Raw genomic sequence first — 21604 nt, 5'->3', positions numbered from 1 at the left:
TCTACTATATCCCTCTCAATGACTTTTGCCAAACCGCCTAAAGCTCAGTAAATTCAGCAAAGTTCAGGGTTTTGGGGGTTAGAGGCATGCTCTGCAGGAGGGTTAGCGCAGGTTGAGTTGGGGCTGCAAATTAAAGGAGTGCCCCGGCACCACCACGTAGACGTCGGGGATGTTGGTGGGCTCCAGGCTTTGCAGGGCTAACCCTTCGATGTTGGAGCGCAGGGCGTTGTTGATGGTGGCTTCCAGTTGGGACAAAACCTGCGCCTCGTTGCCCTGAGCGGCCAAGCCAGGAAACTGGCTGTACACGGCGCGCGCCAAGCTGCTGGCCAAGGGGAGCTGGATCAGGGTGAGGTTGGATCCCCCCAGCTGGGGGCCCAAGGTGTTGGCCCGGCCGCGGATGCCCAAAGCTTGGAGGGCATTGGCCGTTTGGCTGACGGGGATGGTGCAAGTATCCATCTTGTAAACGGGCACTGAGGCCATGGTCAGAGCAGAAACGCTGGTCAGTTGCACCACAGTAAAGGAGGCAGTGCCGTTATAGGCAAAGCAAAAATCGCGAAAGGCTGCGGGCACATTGGCAGCGCGGATGGGGCGCTCATCGTCAAAGCCGCCCGACTCGGCGAAGATGTTGCGGATAGCGAATCCCCCGAAGAAGGCCAGCAGGGCCACCACCAGCAGGATCGTCAGATCGGAGGAGGAGACCCCCCCGCTGGAGCTGCCGCCTCGCCCACCACCGCCATATCCCCCACCGCCAACATAGCTGGAGGTGTAGCCGTAAGCCGCGGAACGGCTGTAGTCACTGCGGTAGCCGGATTCCCCAAGGACTCCGTCCCGCTTACGCGAGCGGCCAGCAAAGGACTCCGTCCCGCTACCGCGAAAGGCAGAGGAACGGGCGGATCCGTCGTAGCTGCGGTTGCCGGAGACAGAACGGCGGGGAACTAGCGCTTGCCCAGGGCGCTCACCGGCTCCTCCTGCAGCGGCTTTCTGCCCCCCCTTTTCGCTGTCAACACGAGACCCCTCGTCTCGGCCAGTCTGGGGGGAGCGGTTGGAAGGGCGAGAAGTGGCCCCTTGCGCGGACTCCCTGTAGCTATCCCGCCCATTCTCCAAGGACTCCGTCCCGCTACCGCGATCGTCCAGCCAATCCTCTGCGCCTGCAAAGGTTGAGCCCTCTTCCGGCAAAGGGGGTGGGGAACGACGACTTTGCCGCTCCCTTCCTTCACCAGAGTTTGCAACCGAGGAGACCGCGGCTTCCTCACCGGCAGAATCCGGGGAATGGCGGCTGGGATCGGGGGCAGCAGTCCGTTCCGCCGCTGCAATGGGATCTTGATCCTCAAACTCAGAAAAACCCATAGTTCTTCGAGCGCTCCCCTCAGCTGCCAAGGCAAGACGGCTTTCAATTTCACTCCCCCGAAGGGAAGGGACTATTGTATCCTAGCAGCTCCCCAGCCAGGACATCGGATGCTATTCCTGGGATCCAAGCCAGCCCATACGCTTCTCCAGGAGAGGCAACTGCGCTTTCAAGGCGCGCAAGGCTCGCCCTCGGTGGCCGACGGCCTCTTTTTGAGCTGGGCTCATCTCGGCAAAGGTTAGTCCCACTTCGGGCACCCAAAACAGGGGGTCATAGCCAAACCCCCCCTCTCCCCGCGGCTGGGTCAAGATCTCTCCCGAGCATACCCCTTCCACCAGGGCATGCACTACACCTTGGGGATCCACCAGGGCGATGGCGCAGTGAAAGGTGGCTCGGCGATTTGGGATCCCTTCCATTTCCCTAAGCAACCGCTCGATGCGGGCAGCATCGTTGGGGGCATAGCGAGCCGAGCGGATCCCAGGGGCACCGCCAAGGGCTTCTACCGCTAAGCCGGAATCGTCGGCAATGGCCCACTCCCCCAGAGACTTGGCCACGGCTCTGGCTTTGAGAAGGGCATTTTCGGCAAAGGTGGTGCCGGTTTCTTCCACCTCAATTTCTGAGGGCATGCGGCGCAGCTCCCAAGCAGGGGCATGGGCCTGGAAAAAGGCATTGAACTCGCGCCATTTGCCGGGGCTACTGCTGGCCAAGATCAAAGGACGGGTCATGGAAGGTTCCTACGAGTGGAAATCTGAGGAGGCGGAAGGCTGTCCAAGGGCTTCCTGCCTAATGGATCTCGAGAACCATGTTGTGCAGGGCTGTGTTAATCACCAGGGTGGATCCCCATCGCTCTACCTTGCCCCCATCCCAGTGCATGTGTCCGCAGATGTAGTAGCGGGGCTGCACCTGTTCCAAAAGGGGGCGCAAGGTGGGTGTGCGACGGTGATACCACTTCCCGCCTTCATCCAAAAAGCCTCGCGGCGGAGCATGGGTGAGCAGCAGGTCAATGGGCCGGGGGGGTTGACTGTAGAGGGCGAGCAGCTCCTGCAAATGGGCGGAGGTGAGAGACCAGCTCCAACCACAGGGGGGAGTCCAGGGCACAGCCAAAACCTGTAACCCCAGCCACTCAAAGCAGCAGGACTGGGTGATGGCCCGCCCCCAACAGCCAACCAGCGAATTCAAAACCGAAGCTGCTGGATCGTGGTTGCCAGGTAAAAAGAGCCAGGGTTTGCCCAGGCTCTCCACTGCCGCCAAAAAGGATTGCAGATGAACCACCTCTGCTTGGGCTGCCGGATGAAAGCCCTGGGTGGCCTTGCGGGAAGGTTTGCCGGCCTTGGAACAGAAATCCCCACAGTTGATGTAAGCATCCACCTCCGGCAGATGGGCAAGGGCCTGCCGGATCAGCCGAGGGCTGCCGTGGTAGTCAGAGCCGAGCAGCAGTTTAATCCCCATGGGCCTCTGCAGCAGAAGAATCCAGGTGGGATCCCTGAAGCAGGGCGGCAACCTGCTGCCAGGAGCTGCTGTACCAAGCTTGCTGGGCTTCCAGTTCTTCGCCGAGGGATCCCGTGGGGCCAAAATCCGGGCAGGCATACCCCAGAGAGCGTAATCCTGCCACCAACACTGCCGGAGACAGCCACCACTGCTGGGCCAAGCGCAGCAGATCCACCTGGCTGTGGGTTTGCAGGTATTGGCGGAGCTGGCGTTGCAAGCTGGCAGCGGAGGGCAGGGGCACCGCTTGCTGATGGACGGCAATCAACAGCTCGCTGCTGGGGGTGCAACAGAGCAGCCACTTGAGGTGATCCAGAGAAGGGGGCCAGCTCCACAACCAGAGTTGATCATAGCGGTGGCCGGCTTGGGGACGGTCGTAGTGGAGAGTCAGGTACCGCCGTTCGCGATAGCGGGCCGTAGGCCTTGAAGACAAGACCAGCGAGGGACGGCGAAAGCCGTAGAATAGGATGGTTCCCTGCGCTTGAGGCAAGAGGACAGAAAACCGGTCTACAGCTTGCCAACGCAAAGGCTGGGTGGGCTGGGGGGTGGGGCGCCAGATCACCAGAAGTGAGGGCTCTGTCCCCCTCTGGGAGCCAGTCGAGGGCTTGGAGTTGGGCATGGGAGGAGTGGCATCCAGAGAGGCGGGGGAGATGGGAGACTTGCTCCCATCAGGGGTGCGGGGCGCTGTTTTCTCGAGAGGGGGGTTGCCGGCAGTGGCAGCCTCTTGGGCAGGTTGGATCCCGAGAATTTCCAGCTCCAGTTGGGTTTCTCCCTGCCATGTTTTGGCCTTGAGCGTGTAGGCTACATCAACTCGCTCCGGCAGCGGATGGGTTTCCGCTCCCCGCCAACGGATGGCCCAAAGAGGGCGCTGGGGCTTCGCGTTTGTGATCCCCACCAACGCATCGGTGATGCTGGCCACTCCGCGGTCATCACTGGGGGTTTTGGCGGCTGAGTCGCTCCTGCCCGGACAAGAGGACTCCGTCCGAGTAGCACGTAACCCATGGGAGCGTTGCGTAGGGAGAGCAGGATCCCGGAGCAGCAGCTTCAGGTGGCCGGGAACTGGGCCAAATCGCTGCTGTTGCAGAACCTGCAGGTTGCGGCTGCAGAAGACCGGCTCAGGATTGCCGATGCCACAGGGCTGCAGATGCTGGAGCTCTCGATAGAGGTCAAGGGTGAGATCTGACAGCGACACTTCGGCATCGATTTGCACCAGCGGCTGGATCTGCTCCGGCTGCAATTGCTGTTGGGCAAACTGCCGCAATCGTTTTTCAAGAAGAGGCCAGTTTTCCGCTTTCAGGCTAAATCCCCCGGCAGCGGGGTGGCCGCCGTGATTGGTGAACAGATCCTTGCAAAACTCCAACGCTTGAAACACGTCAAACTCGGGGATCCCCTGCCGCGCCGAGCCACTGATCTCCCCTTGCCGCGACTGGCTGCCGATGAACACCGGACAGCCAAAACGCTCTGCCAACCGCGAGGCCACAATGCCGATCACCCCTTTATGCCATTTCTGCTGAGGGGATCCCAAAATCGTCAATACCCGTTCCTGCTGCAAATCCCGGCCTTGCTGGGCAATTTGCTCTAGGGCTTCTGCCTCGATGCGCCCGCACATCTGCTGCCGCACCTGGTTGAGCCGTTCGCAGCGGCGGGCCAGTTTCTCTGCTTGCAGGGGATCGTCGGTGGTCAGCAACTGGATCCCCATTCTCGCCCGGCCAATTCGCCCAACGGCGTTGATGCGGGGCCCCAGGCCAAACCCAATCCACTCAGGCCGCAGCCCCTCCAGGGATCCCTGCATGCCCATCACCTGCAGAAGGGCGCGGATCCCTGCCACCTGGGAGGTGGGCAAGAGGTGCAGCCCCTGCCGCACCCAAAGGCGGTTAACCCCCGTCAGCGGCGCCAGATCGGCAATGGTGCCCACAGTAAACAGTTCCAGGGCTACCCGCTGCAAATGGCCATCACCGCGGCGCTCGGCCAGCGCCTGGGCCAGGAGGTAGGCAACTCCCACCCCGGCCATCCCCCGATAGGGAGAAGAAACGGGGAGCTGCTTGGGATTGAGGATGGCATCGGCAGGGGGCAACTGGGGCGGCAAGTCGTGGTGATCCGTCACGATTACCGTCAAGCCCAGAGCTTTGGCCAGTTGGATGGGCTCGTGGGCGGAGATGCCGTTGTCCACGGTGAGAATGAGGCGCACCCCCTCTCGGTGCAGCTCTTGTACCATGCGGCTGTTGAGGCCATAGCCCTCGGTCATGCGGCTGGGGATGCGGTAATGCACTGGAGCGTCCTGCAAAGCCCGCAGCAGCAGGGCCGTGCTGGTCATGCCGTCGGCATCGTAGTCGCCGCAAATGGCGATGGGCTCTTGTCGGCGAATCGCCCCGTCCAGCAAGTCCACCGCCAGGGGCAAATCGGCAAAATCCCGGCTGGGTGGAGGCAGGTGGGCGGGATCCGGCTGCAAATACTGCTGCACGGCAGCAGGGCTGGAGAGCCCGCGATTGAGTAAGATCTGAGCCAATATGGGCGAGATCCCCACTGCCTCGGCCAAGCTCTGGGCAGCCAACTTGTCCACAGGATGAAACAGCCAGCGTTGAGCAGGGATCCCGGCCATAGGGAAGGGTGGGGCTTGGATGGGGATAGAGGGTAGGCAGTGCTACAGTTGGCCTATAGGGTATCCTTTTGACGTTAGCTCAAAACGCTCCTCTGAATCTTTCCTGCCGCCGATGTATTCTCTGCTGCTTACCTATGGTCTTAACCCGCTGACAGGCTTAAAGCTGTTGGTCAAGTCCTCTGAGCAGACCTCTCTGTGGACACTGGCCCAGCAGCTTTGGGGCCGCCCCGGATCTCGGCGACGCAGGCCGCGCCTACAAATCTCGTTAGGCCGCTTGGTGCCAGAGCAAACCGAGCACTTGTCCAAGTTGGAAGTGCTGCTGCGTCTGCGGTTTTTCATTGCCCTCGAAGCGGAAACTCCAGAGAGTGCTGCCCACCACTGTCGCGAACGGTTCTTGCTTCCTTCCGGCCAGGGATCTGCCATTCAGCTTGCCCGCTACACAGAGGGCTCGCAGCAGTACAAGACGGAGATCATCCGCTTTGCCCTGGGGGGATCCCGCACCCTTGTGGCGAGGACTCCATCCCGCCGCCGTCGCCTCTGAAACAAACTCCCCGACAAGCCATAGCGATAGAGCATGACTCTAGTCAATAATAAGCTCAACTATACTGAAAATAATGTATAATATGTTCAGTACGGATTACTACCAGTTGATCTTTCTGTTTACTTTCGAGTCTGCCAACATGGTAGCCAAAGCAAAGCAGAAAATTGGTAGTAAGACGACACGGAAACTGCGCTTTGGGTATTTTACTCAAAGCTTTGCGGGATACCGCCATTCTGTTTGGACTCCGTCCCGCTAACGCGAATGGAAACAAACAGAATGCTATCGCTGCATAGTTGAACAGTGATGTTCAGCAGTGTTCAGCGTAAATGTATCAGTCTTGCCAGCCTATCTATACTGGAGATGCACTAGATCTGTGTTTCTCCCGTGGACCCAACTGGGCTGCATCTTTGCGGTGGCAGTGCGGAGCATTCTATCGGTGGTGGGCGGCATCTGCAAGCCCATCCCTGGCACAGCCTTGCCCAAACTTCGGCTTACGCTAGCTTTGAGTTGTCCTTCCCGCAAGGGGGTGAACTGCGAGCTCTGGCACTGTGGGGGATCCCCGCAGGCCCAGGCAAAGACTCCATCCCGGATGCAGAGGTTTGAGTTGCCGCCAATCCCGCCAGAGGAGATGGATCCCATGTGCAACACCCGTCAGGACTACGGCTGGCTGAAATGCTCCGTACCCCTGTTGCCAGCGCGACCGATCCTCTTTGCCGGATCCCTTGCGGCCTTTGCCCTTGTGCTTCACACCGGTAATGGGAACGTCCTGCCGGCTGCTTTGGCCCTGACCCGTTACCAAGTGCATGTACTGGCGGATGGGGCGGCGGAGTTAGCTCAGGTGCGCACCCAGGTGCCGGATGCCTATTTTGTGCAAGGGGATGGGCAGGTTTTCATTCTGGCGGGGACGTTCATCAACCGTAGCCATGCTCAACGCCGTCAGGCCGACTTGGAACGGCTGGGGTTATCGGTGCGGGTGGTGAGCCGCCAAGAGACGGATCCCCCTCTGCCCCCTGCTTTTCCTGCCCAAGCAGCACCCAGCCGCCCTGCTGCCAGCTCAAAAGCCTCTGTGCCGCCGACGCCAACCGCTCCGCCCTTGGATCCCCAGCGTCCCTTTGCCACCCACGTGCCCAACCCCACCGGTGATCCCCGTTTGGAAGAACGGGTGCGCCGCTTCTTTCCAGGAGCCACTGCGGTGCAGTACCGCGGCCAGGTTGCTTTGCAAACGGGAACCTTCTCCCGCCTGTCGTTGGCCCAGGATCAAGCCCGCTGGCTAACCGCTCAGGGGTTGCCGGCAGTGGCAGTGTCGCTGGTAGGAGAAAATGCGGGCCGGGATCCCATCTCCAATCCCGCCCAAGGGGAACGCTATTGGGTGTTGGTGGCGGATCCCACCGGGGAGAAATGGCCTGCGCTAAAACAACTCCTAGAGGGATCCCTGCCCTTGATCTACGATGACCTGCGGGTGGTGCGCACAGGTGGGTTTGCCGACCCTGCTGCTGCCGCCGAGCAGGTGCGTTACTTGGCCGGCCAAGGCTATGAAGCGGGGATCTTCCCCGCCGATCTGCGCCGCTCTCAGCCTCTTTTGCAAGCGGATCCCGTCTCCTCCTCGCCTGCCCAGGCTGTCCCTCCTGGGGAAGAAGGTGCCGGCAGATTTTGGGTGGTGGTGCCGGCTGGGGAAGAGGCCCTACCCAAGCTGCAACAGTTTGCCCCTGATGCCTTCCTGCGGGGCTCAGTGATTCAGGTGGGCACCTACCGGCAACGGGCCAACGCCGAACAGGCGCGGCGCTCTCTGGCCGAAGCAGGGTTCGATGCCCGCATCCTGCCCGTGGAGTAGCCAAGAGCCACTTCCGCCATAAACGCTCTCCTCCTTCCCTGCCGTTGGGGATCCCCATTCGGACCAAATGGCGACTTGGGTGAGTTTCTGCTTTTGACATACTCCCCACCCTACTGGCTTGTCAAAGCCTACAGCCCGCTTGGGCGAATAGAGCGGTTGACTATCCTGCCACTGCCCTGAGCCTACCGTAAAGCCCTCCTCAAGGACGGAGCGTTTGGGCAACTGGGCGAGGCTGGTAAGAAGGATAGGCCAGCCGTTGCACCACCTGTTTGCAATACACCACCTGTTTCAATAGCAGTGCGGAGCATTTTTCCTAGAGGGCTTGCTTAGCCTGCTGCAGCGTCTGCTCAAACACCTCCAGCGGCTGCGCACCGGAGAAGGCAATGCCGTTCAAGATGAAATGGGGAGTGCCGCCGATGCCCAGTTGAGAGGCCAGGTCGATATCTCGCTGAATGGCGCGTTCTGCCGCCCGACTGCGCCGATCCCGATTGAATTTTTCTATATTCAGGCCCAGCTTCTCAGCAGTGGCCACATAAAACCCATCCCCAAGCTGGGATTGGTTGGCAAACAGCTCGTCGTGAAACTCCCAGAACTTACCTTGACGTTGGGCGGCCCAAGCAGCCCGGGCAGCCGCCATCGCTTCTGGGTGGATGCTGGTCAGGGGCAGGTGCTTGTACACCAAGGTCACCTCATCTCCATGGTCGGCCATGAACTGCTTGAGGGTGCTGTGGGCGCGGGCGCAGAAGGGGCATTGAAAATCGGAGAACTCCACCAACACTAACCGCAGAGCGTCGGATCCCAGTCGAGGGGAATCTCCGATGACGGCGCGTGGGTTCTCCCGCAGTTGACGGCCAAATTCTTCCGCCAGCCGCTGCTGTTGTTGCTGCTGCTCCTGGTACTGTCGCTGCTGGTATTCCTGTACGGCTTCCAGAATCACCTGGGGGTTCTTTCGAATGATCTGCAGCACTTGCTCTTCCAAATCCGCCGGGGCAGCCGCCGCCGCTGGTAGGAAAACCAGAGCTCCACTTCCCACTCCCAGCAGAACCACCAGCCCGAACAAAAGTCCAGCCCGGGCCAAGCTCCGCCCCCAAGCGCGAAAAATCCTCACCAGCCTATGCATCCCAACCCCCCTCTCAGCCATGCCTAGAGCCGTCGCAACTCACCCAGCCTACCGTCAGAGACCGACGGTGTCTATTACTCCTTTTGGGGGGGTTAGGAATTGGTGGCCTGCAGAAGCTGCTCCTTGATCCGCTGCAACTGGCTGGCCCAGCGGGGATCCGGCTCAGAGGCTGCCTCACTTTCGGCGACGACGGTGGAGCGCCCACCCTTATTGCCCCGCTGGCGTTGCTTCTTGCTGGGGGCAGAGTTTTCCGCCGACTCTTTAGGGCCCTTGGCCTCAGAATCCCTGGACGGCCTGGAATCTTTGGAACCTTTGGACTCTTTGGATGAAGGCTCAGAGGTCGCTGTTTTGGATTCGCCTTCTTCCCCTCGGTCGCGCGGCTGGGCGAGCTCAATGCGCAAGTTGACATCCCCAAAGCTGTGGCCGTTGAACTTTTCGATGTACTGCTGCGCCTGCTCTTCGGTGTTCACCGTTACAAAGCCGAAGCCGCGGCATTTGCCTGTCTTCCGATCCCGGATCACCTTGGTGGAAATGACCTCACCGGCAGAGCGAAAGAGCTTCTCCAGTGCCTGACGATCCACCTCTTCCGGCAGATTTCCAACATACAGACGCACAGGCATGATCCAGCGAAGCTCCTAATCGAAATAACAAAAGGCCAAAATGCAAAGCGCTACATCTAGGGCGCTCAAGCCCATAACATCAAACCCGGAACCCGGTAGTCCATTGTCACACCATAGCGCGCCGCAAAGCGCAACCCTTGGCAATCACGAAGCTATTTTTTAATTTACCTCAACCTGGAGCCGCGAAGACGAGGAGAACGGTTTTTGTGAACGACTGCTTTGTACAGCCGGTTTGTACAGCCGGCTTTTGCAGCTAAGCTAAGCCGGTGTTGTTCAGGCGATCCCGATGTTGAAAAGGTCGCGCCTGGGGGCCTGTGTAGTCGGCTACAAGATGTCCTTGCCCTCGCAGTTGGTAGCGGTAAGTCACCAAGCCTTCCAAGCCCACCGGGCCGCGCGGCGGCAGTTTTTGGGTGCTGATGCCCACCTCCGCCCCAAAGCCATAGCGAAACCCGTCGGCAAAGCGGGTGGAAGCGTTGTGAAAGACCCCCGCTGCATCTACTTCATCCAAAAATCGCCGGGCAGCAGCGGCATCCTCGGTTACAATCGCCTCGGTATGGCGGGATCCGTACTGCTGGATGTGGGCAATGGCCTCGTCAAGGGAGCCCACCACTTTAATAGAGAGGATCAAATCGGCATACTCGGTGCTCCAGTCGTCCTCGGTGGCCGGGATCAGATCCGGCACCAGCTCGCGGCAGAGGGGATCCCCCCGCAATTCCACCCCCTTTTCCCGCAGGGCCTTGACCGCTAGAGGTAAAAAGTGGGGGGCTATGGCCTTGTGGACCAACAGGGTCTCGATGGCATTGCAGGCAGCGGGGTACTGGGTTTTGCTGTCCACCGTCAGCTTGATCGCCATGTCCACATCCGCTGCCCGATCCACGTACAGGTGACACAGGCCATCGGCATGGCCCAATACCGGGATGCGGGTATTCTCCAGGATGTAGCGGACAAAGCTGCTGGAGCCGCGGGGGATGATCAGGTCTACCAGCCCCTCCAGTTGCAGTAGGGCCTTGACCTCGGCGCGGCTGGTGAGCAACTGCAGGGATCCCTGGGGAAACTCTGGGATCTGCTGCAGGCCCGCCTGGATGGCCGCCATCAAGGCTTGACAGGAGAGCAAAGCTTCGGATCCCCCTTTAAGCAAGACGCTATTGCCGGTTTTCATCGCCAGGGCGGCAATTTGCACCAAAGCATCGGGCCGCGACTCGAAGATCACCCCCAGGACCCCCAAAGGGTAGGTGCGCCGTTCCAAGATCAGCCCCTCGTCCAGTTCCCGGATCAGCAAAGCTCGGCCCACCGGATCCCCCAGCCGGATCACCTGCCGCACTCCGGCCACCATATCTGCCAGTTTGTGGGCGTCCAGCTTCAGGCGAGCATAGGCAGATGCCGACAACTCCCCGGCTTTCACCATCTCCGCTGCCCGCTCCAAATCCGCCTGGTTGGCGGCCAAGATAGACTCTTGGTGCTCCAACAAGGCAGTGGCCATGGCCTCCAGAGCGGCATTCTTAATGGCAGTGGGCAAGGTGGCCGTGTGTTGGGCAGCAGCGCGGGCCAACTGCACTTGGGACAGCAGCGGGCGCTCTGAGGCAGATGCAAGCGAGCTGGGGCAATCGGTGGCGAGGGACATAGAGTCAGAAAGGGGGCAAAGTGCCCATTTGGAAGAAAAGGGTTGCGATGATAGGTTGTAACAAAGTCGTGTTGAACTGTGATCCTAGAAGAACCCCCGGAAGGGATCCCTATGCTAGGTTGGGCACAGTCGGTTGGGGTTATCTGTAGCCTACCAAAGTCTGGATCCCACTTGCTGCAGCAGGGGAGCCTTTCCTTGCTCTCGATGCTTCTAAGCTGAAGTTCGCATAGGGGAAGACCCTTGCTCGAAACCCAGTTCCCTGACGATTAGAGATCCACCTCTGGAGATCCATCTCGTCAACCTTGACTTTTAGCGCCTTCCAGGAGAGCCAATGAGAAAGCGTGGGTTTGTGGTCAGTGCAACGGCTGCGGTGATGACAGCAGTGTCGCTGGTCGGCGTGCAGCTATCTATGCCGGGTTGGGCGGGGTTTCGCCGGGATCCCAAAGAGGTGGTGGACGAGGTTTGGCAAATTGTTAACCGGGAATACGTGGATCCGTCTTTTAATTCCCTGGATTGGGAAGCGGTGCGGCGGGATCTGCTCAGCCGAGAGTATGCCACCCGAGAAGATGCCTACGCGGCCATCCGGGAAGCCCTGAAGAAACTGAACGATCCCTACACCCGCTTTCTGGATCCGGATCAGTTTGCCAGCATGCAAATCGATACATCCGGTGAGCTGACCGGGGTGGGGATCACGCTGGGCATGGATCAAGAGACGAACGAGCTGGTGGTGATCTCCCCCATTGAAGGGTCTCCTGCCGACCGGGCTGGGATCAAATCCAAAGACGTGATTGTGCGCATCGACGACAAGTCCACCGAAGGCATGGACACCAACGCTGCGGTCAACCTCATTCGAGGCGAGCCGGGTACGCGGGTGCGGCTGACCATCCGCCGCGAGGGGGAAGGGCTGAAGGTGTTCGATTTGGTGCGGGAAAGAATTGAGCTGGCCACCGTGCGCTACAAGGTTCACGAGGAGAACGGCCTGCCCATCGGCTACATTCGCATCACCCAGTTTTCCGGCAACGCCGCCGAGAAGGTGCGCCAAGCCATTCGCGAGCTGGAAAAACAAGGGGTAGCCGCCTACGTTCTGGATTTGCGCGCCAACCCAGGGGGCCTGCTCTACTCCAGCGCCGAGATTGCCCGCATGTGGATTAACCGGGGCAGCATTGTCTCGACGGTGAACCGCCAAGGGGAGCAGGATCGCCTGACGGCCAACAACACGGCCCTCACCGATAAACCTTTGGCCGTTTTGGTGGATGGTGGCTCGGCCAGCGCCAGCGAGATTCTGTCGGGGGCTCTGCAGGATAACCGTCGCGCCGTGATTGTCGGCACGCAAACTTTCGGCAAGGGCCTGGTGCAGTCGGTGCATCCCCTGTCCGATGGATCTGGGCTGGCGGTAACCATTGCCCGTTATCGCACTCCCAACGGCAACGACATCGACCACAAGGGCATTACCCCCGATATTTTGGTGGAATTGTCCGAGGAAGATCTGAAGCGGCTCAGCCAGAACCGAGAATTGGTGGCCACCCCAGCCGACCCACAGTATGCTGCTGCCATCCAGGCTCTGCAGGCTCAGATCTCTGCCCGTCGGCAACAGGCCCAGGAGGTCATTCGTTCCTCTTCACGTTAGCCGGTGTTGGGAGCGGTTTTGATGGGTCTCAGATCTGGCACTCCTGAGACTGGGGTTAAGCCGAGGCCCAAGCTATTTAAGACTATTAAGACTCTTCTCATTCGAGTTATTCGAGGAGTGTTGACCAGCGCCGGGCTGGGGATGCTTTTATTGTTTCTGTAGGTGGCGCGTAGCACAATGGCGGGGTCGAAGATCGCGGGATCCATAAACTTGGTCGGACGGGATCTGCTCAAGCTCAGCGACCTAACCCCGGCAGAGCTGTCGGCCCTGCTAGCCCAGGCGGCTGAATTAAAGCGGGATCCCTATCGGGTGGAGCTACGGGGTCGGGTGTTGGGGCTGTTGTTTCAGAAGGCTTCTACCCGCACCCGCGCCAGTTTTACGGCAGCCATGGCCCAATGCGGGGGCAGCACCCTGGATCTGGTGCCGACGGTGATGCAGGTGAGCCGCGGCGAACCCCTGCAGGATACGGCCCGCGTCCTCTCCCGCTACCTGGATGTGATCGCCATTCGCACCTACCACCAGAAGGAACTGGAAACCTTTGCCGAGTATGCCGATATTCCGGTGATCAACGCCCTCACCGATCAGTTTCACCCCTGTCAGGTGTTGGCCGATCTGCTCACCATTCAGGAGAACTTTGGCCAACTGGCGGGCCTGACCCTGGCCTATTGCGGCGATGGCAATAACGTTGCCCACTCCCTGCTGTTGGGTTGTGCCATGAGCGGGATCCACATCCGCGTCGCCACCCCCCCCGGTTACGAGCCGGATGCGGCAGTGGTGGAGCAAGCCTGCGCTCTGGCCCAGGGATCCCAGGTGTTGGTGCTGCAGGATCCCCAGGAAGCCGTCTCTGGAGCTCAGGTGGTCTATACCGACGTGTGGGCCAGCATGGGTCAAGAAGCTGAGGCCGAGGCCCGCAAGGCCACCTTTCTGCCCTACCAGGTCAATGCCGAGCTGATGCAACAGGCAGATCCGGAAGCCATTGTGCTGCACTGCCTGCCGGCCCACCGGGAAGAGGAAATCACCACTGAAGTACTGGAGGGATCCCAGTCCCGCGTGTGGGATCAGGCGGAAAATCGCCTACATGTGCAAAAGGCACTCCTGATTCAGGTGCTGGGCGCAGGATGACCCCTCACCCCCAGGCTAGAGAGCGGGTTAGCAAATGAGCTTACCGGAAAACTGGGTCTATGGTCATTTCGATTTAAACCAGGACACTGCACCCACACCCCAAACGTTGGTCGCGTCGGCGTTGCAGAGCAATAGCGTTGCGGAGCGATAATGCGGAGGGCCAGAAGGTTTTTCAAGGACTCCGTCCCGCTGGCGCGACCAGTAGCCTAGGCGTCTCACCCTAACCTGAAATGACTATATTTGACAAAACTGGCCCAAATCCTAAGCTGGCTACCGATTACTGCTGGGGCGGCGGGCGGCAATTGCCAGGCTGACATTGGGCACCCGCTGCAGAGTATCCATCACCTCCACCACCTTGCCGTGGGAGAGGGCCAAATCGGCGTTGATCACCACCAAGCGCCGCCCTTCAGCCGGCTTCTCGGCCAGGATGCGTTCCACTGCCGGGATCAGGGCAGAAATATCGGCAATTTTCTCCTGATTGACGGCAATCTGTCCTTCCGCCGTCAGGCTCACCGTTACATCCGGCTGCAGACGAACTTCAGCTGTAGTGGCATCCGGCAGGTTGACATCCAGAGCCTCGGAGCGGGTGAGCACCAGGCTGGCAATCACGAAAAACACCAGGATCGAGAAGATGACATCGATCAGGGGCACGATGTTGATCTCGCCAGCTCGGAAGTTCTCTTCGGGGATGCGCATAGGTTAGGAGGGCTCAAGCGAGGAGTAGGGGGGAAGGGTGGAGCTGCCACTGGGGCTAGATTGGGTGTAGGAATACTGGGAAAGCTGTTGGGCCTGCATCTCTTGCCGCTGCCGATGCAGCAGCTCCAGCATGCCGCCGTACTCTTGGATCTTAGAGAGTTGCCGCAGGTACAAAGAGCGGAAGACGTTGGAAATCAACAGGGTGGGAATAGCCACAATCAGTCCAAAGGCCGTCGAGTACAAGGCTTCGGCGATCCCTCGACCTACCCCCTGGGTATCGGTGCCGCCGATATCCCCCAGTTGAATGGAGCTGAGGATCTGGATGATGCCGGTGACGGTGCCCAACAAGCCCAAGAAGGGGGCAACGGTGATTACGGTGTCGAAGACAGTGTTGAAGCGCTTCAGCAGAGGCACTTCTGCCGCCAGGGCCGTTTCCAGAGCCAGCTTAAAATCTTCCGGGCTGGCCTCGTTCAGCTCCAACCCGGCCAAAAAGATGCGGGCAATCGGCAGATCGGCATTTTGCTCCAGCAAATACTGGGCAGCGCGCGGGTTGCGGCGGTACTGGCTCAGGGCTTGCTGCACCACCTCCTCCTGCCGATGGGTGATCTTCCACCAAAACAGCACCCGCTCAATGCAACAGGCCACTGAGAAGACCGAGAACGTCAACAGGGGGATGGAGTAATACCAACCCTGGATCATGAGCTGCAAGACTCTATCCATCGATCCTGATTCCCCCCTCCAAGCGGCAATTTACGCTCATCTTGTCATAGCACTTTCTCGGCAGGGCTGGGATCCCTTCTTGCGCGGCGAAGGTTGCACCTTTTGGCAATTTTGCCCCCATGCCGGCTCTCATCTCGTCAATTGTCAATCCAGAGGGCATACTGGTTGCAACAATTTTGGATCCCGAGGGCGTGAATTATGAAATTCAGACGCTGGTTGGGTCTTTGCTGCGCCGGCTTGATGGCCTTGCTGTTGACGGCTTGCGGCAAGGGATCCGCCCCCTACGACAGCATCGTGGTCAATTTTGTAAACACGGCCACCCCCAGTCAGATTGCCGCTATCGCTAAAGAGTATCACTTGACGCTCCGCCCCAGCAGCGACAGCGCTTTTGCCCGCCAAGAAGCGATCTACCTGTTTGACGTGGATGCCAACCACCTGGGATCCACGCGGCGGCTGGTTAAGCGGCTCACCGACGAAGCCTTGATCGAGTATGCTCACCCCAACTATCAATTCCAGGCGGCTTTCGTGCCCAACGACCGCCTCTATCCCCAGCAATGGAACCTCAGGGCCATCCGCATGCCGGAAGCCTGGGACATCTCCCAAGGGGAAGGGGTGACGGTAGCCGTGGTGGACACGGGAGTAACACGAGTGCCGGATCTAGCCCAAACCCAATTTGTGAAGGGCTACGACTTTGTGGATGACGATGAGGATCCGGAAGACCTCAACGGCCACGGCACCCATGTGGCGGGAACCATCGCCCAATCCACCAACAATGTCTTGGGTGTAGCCGGCATTGCCTTCAAGGCCAAGATCATGCCGGTGCGGGTGTTGGATGCCAATGGCTTTGGATCCCTGTCGGATGTGGTGGAAGGGATCCGCTATGCTGCCGACCACGGGGCTACGATCATCAACCTCAGCCTGGGTAGCCGCGCTTCTGCCCAACTGATGGAGGAGGCGGTGGCCTATGCCCACAGTAAGGGGGTGACGGTGATCGCAGCCGCCGGCAACGAAAACTCCAACCAGGTGAGCTACCCGGCCCGTTACCCGCATGTGATCGCTGTCTCGGCCACGGGGCCCAACGGGGAGAAAGCCCCCTACTCCAACTATGGGGTGGGGGTGGACATCTCTGCTCCCGGCGGAGCCAAAACGCCTGATCACCCCGAGTACGGCATTCTGCAGCAAACCATCAATCGTCGTAACCCCAACGAGCCGGTCTTTGCCTACTTCCAAGGCACCAGCATGGCCACTCCCCACGTAGCCGGTGTGGCAGCTCTGATCCAGGCTCAGGGCATCAAAGACCCGGACAAGGTGGAGGAAGTGCTGAAAATGTCGGCTACCCCAGTGCCCGGCGACAAACAGAACTTCTACGGGGCCGGTCGTTTGGATGCAGCCAAGGCGCTGGCCAGGGCCACAGGGCAACAGGAGGAAAACCCCTTGGTGCTCTGGTTGAAGGACTTCCTGCAGTACCTGAACAACAATGGCTACCTCAACCCACGCTTCTGGTTCGATGGTGGCCCGATTGCTCTGGTGCCGAAGCTGCTGATGGTGGTGGGCGGCTACATTATCCTGGTGCTGATCCGCTGGTGGCTGGCTCCCAAGCGGCTGCTGCAGACGGTGCCTTTGCTGGCTGGGATGCTTTTGGGCAGTGCCGGTCTTTTCCCCTTGCAGGGGTTGGCGATTGTCGGTGGCCCCCGTTGGCCCTTCCAATTGGCGGGTAGCTCCCTGCCGGAGTTGGGCACCGCCTTTGCCCAGACCAATGCCTTGAACCCCCTATTTGCCAGCGTGTTGATCCCAGGCCTGTTGATGTTGCTGCTCCTGGGCCATCGGCGCTGGCGCTGGGCGGTGATTGGCTTGTGCATTGGCATGGCCTCGCATCTGCTCTTGTCCGGATCCCTGTTCTATGAGGGGGTGCTATGGCTTGGATCCTCTGCTTGGTTGGGTCGCTCCTTCTTGCTCTTCAATGGCTTGCTCTGCCTGGGCCTGGCCTACTTGGGAGCGCAAGCGGCTACGGAATCTCAATCCACGGCAACTGGGCTGGCGCTGAGGCAGTGATGCAAGAGTACAGCGGTACCATCCAGTTCCTGGATATCGAAGGGGGAGTGTGGGTGCTGACGCTGCCTTCCGGCGAGCACTATGCCCTTTTCCGTGCCCCCAAAGAGCTCTTGCAAGAGGGACTAGAGGTCACCATCCAGGGACAGATCAGAGAAGACATGGTGACGGTGGCTCAGGTAGGGCCGGTTTTAGAAGTCAAGAGCTTCCAGCGGCAGCCCTAGCTTGGCTTGCGGCTCCGGCCATACCAATCGGGGATCCCCAAGCGGGGATCCCTGCTTTTCGATGTCAGAATGCTTTTACAGTCGCTTCAAACAAGATTGAGACACCTCGCTGCCGACCCTCACCCCTAGCTTCTCTTTAGTTAGGAGAGAAGGAAAGTTAGGAAGCAATGCAACGAAAATATTTCATTTCCGTTTAAAAAGAATCTCGTTTCCACGGCTGAGCATTCACGAAGCTCAAAAAACGTAGGTAGGCAGCTGTATCCCGTGACCGCTTAACACTTACATAGTCATAAGTCTGTAGCGTAAACTACCCGACTCCGACCGCTAAGCGGTACGGAGCGGGCTTTCAGTAGCCCTGAGCCTGCTCTGCTCTACCAGAGAACAAAACAGGCCCGAACCTCTAGGCTGGTTTACAGCAGCCCCCAAGAGCGCAATCACATTCGCACCATTCAAATCCGCATCCCCTTCCCATCCACAGTGCCCACACTTGAACGACTTGCCACTGCGGTAGGACTTGCCCTGCTCAGGGTGGATGTGTAAGCACCGGTGGCAGGTCTGCGACGTGTAAGCAGGCGGCACAAGAACCAGAGAAACCCCTGCAACCCTCGCCTTGTATTCCAGAAACTGGCGTAGCTGGTAGAACGCCCAACTGTTGGCCCTGCGCCGCTCGGCTTTGCTGCGCGGCTGTTGATTGACTCTTTTCCGGATCCCTGTCAGGTCTTCCAGGGCGATAGCGCTGTTTGTGGTCTTTGCCCTAGAGACAATAGCTTTGGAGATGCGATGATTGACCCACGCCTGAAAACGTCTCTCCTTGCCAGACAGCCGTTGCAGCAGTTGACGGCATCTGCGCCGCGAACTGCGTGTGCCCTTACTGGCTTTGCGTTGGAGTACCGCCCTCAACCGGGAGTAGTGGTCTCGGACTTTGTTCAACTGCTGTCCATTCCAATTGTCCCCCTCTGACGTATGGGCAATATCTGTCCTCCCCAAATCCACCCCGATCACCTTGTCGGTATCTTGTTGCTTGGGTGTTTTTTCCTCTACGCAAATCTGGATGTAGTAGGAGCCATCTTTGCGCTTGACCAGGGTGGCAGCTTTTGGGTTGGAACCAGCCAGCATCCCACGCTGGTAGTTGCCAATGGCCAGTTCAAAGCGTTCTCTCCCTTCAACCGTGGTCAGCGACACCGTCCAGTCTTTTTGACGGAACGAAAAGATGCGAGCGTCGTAGGTAACAAAGCCGCTCTTAAACTCCTTGACGGGACGCTTTTTCTGCTTAGCCACTTTGCGGGAACCCGCTACCCGTCTGCACACCTGTTGAGCCAAGTTACTGGACAAGCCAAACCGGGCTCGAATCTCGTAGTAGCAAAGGGATTGCAGTTTGACCGCGTTGACGATCTTCTCCGGCGTGTTCTGGTTGACCCAATTCAAGGCTTGGCCAAAAGCCTCCATCGTCGCGTCCAATTTGGCGGCTTGCGACGGGGACACCTTGAGCTTGCAGGAGACGGTCAGGACTTGGGTCATGGTTCTATTGTAACCTCGCATTCCTCCCGGCACTGACCCTACGGGTACAGTGCGGGGCTCCTGCGATTTCTAGCTGAACAACTGGGAAACCATCATCGTTGTTTTAGAGGGGAAACCTACTGGCGAAAGCGGGACGGGATCCTTTGCGGCAAGGGCTGTTGTGGAACCAGTAACAAGAATCCTCACCCTACCGCTACGGGGAAGCAAGCCAGTAGAGCAGGGAACATGTCAAAGCAGGTTGCTCAGGCGGCTGTGAAAGACCGAGTAGATCTCTGCGTAAGACTTCACCCACTCTGGATCCGGTTGAACATAGCGTTCTACCTGTACCAATCGATCGGCAGCCTGTTGGACAGAGCAGCACCAATAGGCAGAAGCGGCCAAGATGGCTGCCCCCACAGCCGGCTCCGGGTGTTTCACCACAGCCAAGGGACGAGCAAGGATGCTGGCGCGTAGGCGCAACCAGAGAGGGCTTTTGCTGCCTCCACCGGTGGTGAAAATCGGGCTCTGCTCTGGCACCGGGATCCCTTGAGCGGCCAACGTTTCCAGCCCCAGCCGCTCCACCATCGCTACCCCCTCCAACAAAGCAGCGTAAAAACGGGGGGATCCCTCTTCTGCCTCTGGCAAGAACCCGGCGAACCGGGGATCGACAATGGGAAAACGCTCTCCCGGCTGACAAAGGGGATAGCTGACCAGCCCGGTGGGCAGATAAGCCTGAGCTTGCTGATCCAGCATTTGCAGGTTGCCGTCGGGGAAGTAATGAGGCAAAACTCCGCCTCCACAAAAAGAGGCGGCCCCCGGCCACCAAACCATTCGTTCGTGACAGCGGTGCGGAGCACTGTCCGGGTGCAAATGGGAATAGATGCTTGGGGTTTGTATGGGATCCGGACTGTTGGCCTTAAAAATAAGGGTTGTGCCCAAGCTGGTGGAAACCTGCCCCAAGCGAATAGCCCCTGCCGCCAGTTGCCCGGCACAGCCATCGGTGATCCCTGCCGCGATCAGCACTTCCGGCCCCAACCCCCAGTCTGCTCGCACCGTTCCTAAAACCGTTCCCGGCGGTACCACCTCGGGGAAATGCTTGGGGTTTAGGCCCTGCCGCGCCAACCACTCCTGAGGCCAGGTGTAGGCCTCCAGGTCGAAACCGCTCTTGAGGGCATGGGTGTGATCGGTCACCTGCCTGCGCCCCCCCAGTTGGCTCAGCAAAAAGTCCGCCGGATGGGCCAAGTAGCTGTCTCGATACTGATCAGGATAGGCTTCCGCCCACCACAGCCAACGGCTGAGACCCCAACTGGCAGGGATCCCCAATTGCTTGGCCTGAGCCTGGCCCCGCGGGTCGGAATACAGCCACGCCTGTTCCAACGGCATGCCTCGACCATCCACCGGCAGAATGGTGCCGGAAGTGCTGCAAGCACTCAGAGCTGCAATGGAATACTGCTCCCCCAGTTGCGCGGTCAGTTGTCCCAAAAGGGCTTTCAGGGTTCGCAACCAGCGGCCCGGATTGGTCTCTGGGGGATCCCACTGGCGCTCGCTTTTGGCCACCACCTCCCCCTGCTCTGAGAGGGCCACCACCCGCATCCCAGAAGTGCCCAGATCGATCCCAAGAAACACAGGGGGCATAGGAATACTCACCTGAGAATGCTTTGTTTATATACGGGGTGGCCAAGTGGCCTCAAAAAGGGGCCCAAACTGGCTCAAAAGATGGGATCAAAATCTCAAAACTCCTGGCTGCTCCGAGCCAGTGCTTCTTGGATATCCAGATCCAGCCCTCTCACCGATTCCAGCACCGAGCGGGTGATCAGCTTGCCCTCCTGCACCAAAACCGCGCCGGTTACAGGGTGCAAAAGTGGCTGCTCCGCTCGCCGACCGATCAACGCCTCGATATCCTGAAAAGCATGGATGTACATCCCGGCAGGCAATTCCACCACCACCCCTTCCCCCAGCACCCGCGCTTGGCAGGCCAAGCGAGAGTTAGGCTTGCAGGTGGTGATCACCTCCAGGGTGCGCTGCTCCCGCTTGCTCATCGGGGATAAAGACTCCATCCCCTCCTTAACGTACACATGACAGGTGGCGCAGAGGCCGCGCCCACCGCACTCTTTCAACACATTCAGCTCTTCTTGCAGCAGCACCGAGAGCAAATTGCTGTTGGTGGCGATTTCAGACACTTGGGCAATGGGATCCAACCGCACACGCTTGACCATAGTCCGCACTTTTTGGGCTACTGGATGCTAAAAAAGCTAGCATCTTTCACCAATGCAGATTGCCGGAACAGGGCAGTTCTACCTAAGCATGCAGGAAAATCCCCCATGCGCCATTCAGGTCTCGGTGCATACGAATGCCCTCTGAGCCTTCTCGGCACTCCAACTATAGGTCTTGCTGGTGTAGGCTTCAGAAACTTGACCAAAAGGCGCGGCAAGCCCCGTCCTTCAGGGCGGGGAAGGATAGCGCCGACCGTAGCCGACGCCCTTTAAAAACGCAGTGTCGGCCATGTG

General features: G+C 59.3%; 18 protein-coding genes. 6 read left to right on the top strand and 12 right to left on the bottom strand.

Translation table 11 applies throughout. From position 1 onward, the window contains the following. Window positions 1-102: 102 nt before the first annotated feature. From ACVWZU_RS11715 to recJ, 4 genes are all read right to left on the bottom strand, one after another. Window positions 103-1347, bottom strand: a complete 1245-nt coding sequence (locus ACVWZU_RS11715; protein ID WP_457445038.1) for a hypothetical protein — start codon at window positions 1345-1347, stop codon at window positions 103-105. Between the two features lie 111 nt (window positions 1348-1458). Next, the gene (rdgB, locus tag ACVWZU_RS11710; protein WP_457445036.1) at window positions 1459-2070 is read right to left on the bottom strand and encodes an RdgB/HAM1 family non-canonical purine NTP pyrophosphatase; all 612 of its coding nucleotides are present in this window, start codon (window positions 2068-2070) and stop codon (window positions 1459-1461) included. A 58-nt stretch (window positions 2071-2128) separates the two neighbouring features. After that, window positions 2129-2794 (bottom strand): metallophosphoesterase family protein, encoded by a 666-nt coding sequence (locus ACVWZU_RS11705; RefSeq protein WP_457385056.1) that lies wholly within the window; start codon window positions 2792-2794, stop codon window positions 2129-2131. Continuing rightward, complete coding sequence (gene recJ / locus ACVWZU_RS11700; RefSeq protein ID WP_457445034.1) at window positions 2784-5429, bottom strand: single-stranded-DNA-specific exonuclease RecJ; 2646 nt, start codon at window positions 5427-5429, stop codon at window positions 2784-2786. Before recJ ends, ACVWZU_RS11705 begins: the two co-directional genes overlap by 11 nt. A 112-nt stretch (window positions 5430-5541) precedes the next feature. Here recJ and ACVWZU_RS11695 point away from each other — a divergent pair, with 112 nt between their 5' ends. Both ACVWZU_RS11695 and ACVWZU_RS11690 read left to right on the top strand, forming a co-directional pair. After that, a complete protein-coding gene (locus ACVWZU_RS11695) occupies window positions 5542-5970 on the top strand; it encodes a hypothetical protein (RefSeq protein ID WP_414331038.1) in 429 nt (142 codons plus the stop codon). A 373-nt stretch (window positions 5971-6343) separates the two neighbouring features. Beyond that, on the top strand, window positions 6344-7801 hold the full coding sequence (locus ACVWZU_RS11690; RefSeq protein WP_457445032.1) for an SPOR domain-containing protein: 1458 nt from the start codon (window positions 6344-6346) through the stop codon (window positions 7799-7801). A gap of 313 nt (window positions 7802-8114) precedes the next feature. On the opposite strand, the gene ACVWZU_RS11685 is transcribed toward ACVWZU_RS11690, so the two are convergent. From ACVWZU_RS11685 to ACVWZU_RS11675, 3 genes are all read right to left on the bottom strand, one after another. After that, the gene (locus ACVWZU_RS11685) at window positions 8115-8921 is read right to left on the bottom strand and encodes a DsbA family protein (RefSeq protein WP_457445030.1); all 807 of its coding nucleotides are present in this window, start codon (window positions 8919-8921) and stop codon (window positions 8115-8117) included. 92 nt (window positions 8922-9013) lie between these two features. Continuing rightward, a complete protein-coding gene (locus ACVWZU_RS11680; RefSeq protein WP_457445028.1) occupies window positions 9014-9541 on the bottom strand; it encodes an RNA recognition motif domain-containing protein in 528 nt (175 codons plus the stop codon). A gap of 253 nt (window positions 9542-9794) precedes the next feature. Beyond that, window positions 9795-11162: a glutamate-5-semialdehyde dehydrogenase gene (locus ACVWZU_RS11675; protein ID WP_457445026.1), complete on the bottom strand. Its 1368-nt coding sequence runs from the start codon at window positions 11160-11162 to the stop codon at window positions 9795-9797. A gap of 331 nt (window positions 11163-11493) precedes the next feature. Between ACVWZU_RS11675 and ctpC the strand changes: the two genes are divergently transcribed. Beyond that, the gene (ctpC, locus tag ACVWZU_RS11670; protein WP_457445024.1) at window positions 11494-12789 is read left to right on the top strand and encodes a carboxyl-terminal processing protease CtpC; all 1296 of its coding nucleotides are present in this window, start codon (window positions 11494-11496) and stop codon (window positions 12787-12789) included. A gap of 177 nt (window positions 12790-12966) precedes the next feature. Further along, complete coding sequence (argF, locus tag ACVWZU_RS11665; protein ID WP_457445022.1) at window positions 12967-13911, top strand: ornithine carbamoyltransferase; 945 nt, start codon at window positions 12967-12969, stop codon at window positions 13909-13911. A gap of 270 nt (window positions 13912-14181) precedes the next feature. Here argF and ACVWZU_RS11660 read toward each other — a convergent pair whose 3' ends face one another. Together ACVWZU_RS11660 and ACVWZU_RS11655 are read right to left on the bottom strand one after the other, a co-directional pair. Next, a complete protein-coding gene (locus ACVWZU_RS11660; RefSeq protein WP_011432458.1) occupies window positions 14182-14607 on the bottom strand; it encodes an ExbD/TolR family protein in 426 nt (141 codons plus the stop codon). Window positions 14608-14610: 3 nt separating this feature from the next. Next, window positions 14611-15327, bottom strand: a complete 717-nt coding sequence (locus tag ACVWZU_RS11655) for a MotA/TolQ/ExbB proton channel family protein (RefSeq protein ID WP_049749560.1) — start codon at window positions 15325-15327, stop codon at window positions 14611-14613. A 198-nt stretch (window positions 15328-15525) separates the two neighbouring features. Here ACVWZU_RS11655 and ACVWZU_RS11650 point away from each other — a divergent pair, with 198 nt between their 5' ends. Both ACVWZU_RS11650 and ACVWZU_RS11645 read left to right on the top strand, forming a co-directional pair. Continuing rightward, window positions 15526-17379: a S8 family serine peptidase gene (locus tag ACVWZU_RS11650; RefSeq protein WP_414406575.1), complete on the top strand. Its 1854-nt coding sequence runs from the start codon at window positions 15526-15528 to the stop codon at window positions 17377-17379. Further along, window positions 17379-17600 carry a hypothetical protein gene (locus tag ACVWZU_RS11645; protein ID WP_414342539.1) on the top strand — a complete coding sequence of 74 codons (222 nt, stop codon included), beginning with the start codon at window positions 17379-17381 and terminating at the stop codon, window positions 17598-17600. The genes ACVWZU_RS11650 and ACVWZU_RS11645 overlap by 1 nt, the downstream gene beginning before the upstream one ends. A 324-nt stretch (window positions 17601-17924) precedes the next feature. Here ACVWZU_RS11645 and ACVWZU_RS11640 read toward each other — a convergent pair whose 3' ends face one another. From ACVWZU_RS11640 to ACVWZU_RS11630, 3 genes are all read right to left on the bottom strand, one after another. After that, window positions 17925-19118, bottom strand: a complete 1194-nt coding sequence (locus tag ACVWZU_RS11640) for an RNA-guided endonuclease InsQ/TnpB family protein (RefSeq protein ID WP_457445020.1) — start codon at window positions 19116-19118, stop codon at window positions 17925-17927. A gap of 228 nt (window positions 19119-19346) precedes the next feature. Next, window positions 19347-20732, bottom strand: a complete 1386-nt coding sequence (locus tag ACVWZU_RS11635) for an FGGY-family carbohydrate kinase (RefSeq protein ID WP_457445018.1) — start codon at window positions 20730-20732, stop codon at window positions 19347-19349. 95 nt (window positions 20733-20827) lie between these two features. Next, window positions 20828-21313, bottom strand: coding sequence for a 2Fe-2S iron-sulfur cluster-binding protein (locus ACVWZU_RS11630; RefSeq protein ID WP_011432453.1), 486 nt, complete (start codon window positions 21311-21313; stop codon window positions 20828-20830). Window positions 21314-21604: the final 291 nt, after the last annotated feature.

Source organism: Thermostichus sp. MS-CIW-26 (assembly GCF_054059115.1).
The sequence above is the reverse complement of the archived record's forward strand: the minus strand, read 5'-3'. Positions and strand labels throughout refer to the sequence as shown.

What these genes read in the sequence shown, in the direction of transcription:
- ACVWZU_RS11715 (WP_457445038.1), bottom strand. Translation starts at nt 1,347, where the DNA reads ATGGGTTTTTCTGAGTTTGAGGATCAAGATCCCATTGCAGCGGCGGAA.
- rdgB (WP_457445036.1), bottom strand. Translation starts at nt 2,070, where the DNA reads ATGACCCGTCCTTTGATCTTGGCCAGCAGTAGCCCCGGCAAATGGCGC.
- ACVWZU_RS11705 (WP_457385056.1), bottom strand. Translation starts at nt 2,794, where the DNA reads ATGGGGATTAAACTGCTGCTCGGCTCTGACTACCACGGCAGCCCTCGG.
- recJ (WP_457445034.1), bottom strand. Translation starts at nt 5,429, where the DNA reads ATGGCCGGGATCCCTGCTCAACGCTGGCTGTTTCATCCTGTGGACAAG.
- ACVWZU_RS11695 (WP_414331038.1), top strand. Translation starts at nt 5,542, where the DNA reads ATGTATTCTCTGCTGCTTACCTATGGTCTTAACCCGCTGACAGGCTTA.
- ACVWZU_RS11685 (WP_457445030.1), bottom strand. Translation starts at nt 8,921, where the DNA reads ATGCATAGGCTGGTGAGGATTTTTCGCGCTTGGGGGCGGAGCTTGGCC.
- ACVWZU_RS11680 (WP_457445028.1), bottom strand. Translation starts at nt 9,541, where the DNA reads ATGCCTGTGCGTCTGTATGTTGGAAATCTGCCGGAAGAGGTGGATCGT.
- ACVWZU_RS11675 (WP_457445026.1), bottom strand. Translation starts at nt 11,162, where the DNA reads ATGTCCCTCGCCACCGATTGCCCCAGCTCGCTTGCATCTGCCTCAGAG.
- ctpC (WP_457445024.1), top strand. Translation starts at nt 11,494, where the DNA reads ATGAGAAAGCGTGGGTTTGTGGTCAGTGCAACGGCTGCGGTGATGACA.
- argF (WP_457445022.1), top strand. Translation starts at nt 12,967, where the DNA reads ATGGCGGGGTCGAAGATCGCGGGATCCATAAACTTGGTCGGACGGGAT.
- ACVWZU_RS11660 (WP_011432458.1), bottom strand. Translation starts at nt 14,607, where the DNA reads ATGCGCATCCCCGAAGAGAACTTCCGAGCTGGCGAGATCAACATCGTG.
- ACVWZU_RS11655 (WP_049749560.1), bottom strand. Translation starts at nt 15,327, where the DNA reads ATGGATAGAGTCTTGCAGCTCATGATCCAGGGTTGGTATTACTCCATC.
- ACVWZU_RS11650 (WP_414406575.1), top strand. Translation starts at nt 15,526, where the DNA reads ATGAAATTCAGACGCTGGTTGGGTCTTTGCTGCGCCGGCTTGATGGCC.
- ACVWZU_RS11645 (WP_414342539.1), top strand. Translation starts at nt 17,379, where the DNA reads ATGCAAGAGTACAGCGGTACCATCCAGTTCCTGGATATCGAAGGGGGA.
- ACVWZU_RS11640 (WP_457445020.1), bottom strand. Translation starts at nt 19,118, where the DNA reads ATGACCCAAGTCCTGACCGTCTCCTGCAAGCTCAAGGTGTCCCCGTCG.
- ACVWZU_RS11635 (WP_457445018.1), bottom strand. Translation starts at nt 20,732, where the DNA reads ATGCCCCCTGTGTTTCTTGGGATCGATCTGGGCACTTCTGGGATGCGG.
- ACVWZU_RS11630 (WP_011432453.1), bottom strand. Translation starts at nt 21,313, where the DNA reads ATGGTCAAGCGTGTGCGGTTGGATCCCATTGCCCAAGTGTCTGAAATC.